This is a genomic window from Neisseria sp. P0001.S005 (genome assembly GCF_051963715.1).
In genome coordinates this window covers 1-404 of sequence record NZ_JBQCTZ010000680.1, presented here as the reverse complement: position 1 = coordinate 404, position 404 = coordinate 1, and the positions used below count along the sequence as shown (strand labels likewise).

Annotated in this window: 1 pseudogene; it reads right to left on the bottom strand. The window is 43.8% G+C overall.

What is annotated here, in order from left to right:
- Positions 1-344, bottom strand: a pseudogene (locus ACTHSP_RS22345) (ABC transporter permease); the annotation flags it as partial.
- Positions 345-404 lie beyond the last annotated feature (60 nt).

The window sequence follows — 404 nt, the reverse complement described above, 5'->3', positions numbered from 1 at the left end:
GTATCAAAATCGTTTAAGGTATCGGCATCGTAAGGATTGGGCAGGTAAAGGGCAAAATTGCCGTCTGAAGTAATGTTGTGGCGGATAAGCGGATCCAAATAATCCGCAGGCGTATCGAAATCGCCGCCAAATGCGGTTTCGTTATATTCGTTTACCAAGGGGAAGAAATACTCGCCCTGATAGCGTATCCACAAAGGTTTGTCGTTGCTCCACAAAGGCGCAAGCAAAGTGACGACAAACAAAACGGCCAAAATCCGCAAAGCCAACCAACCGCGCTTATGCTGCTTAAAGGCTTGCCAAGTAGGGTTTGAAGTAGATTTTTTCTTTTTCATGGTTCGAAACATTCTTTAATAATGGATTGAAGATATTTTCAGACGGCCTTATTTCTGTCCGCCAAAGTGAAT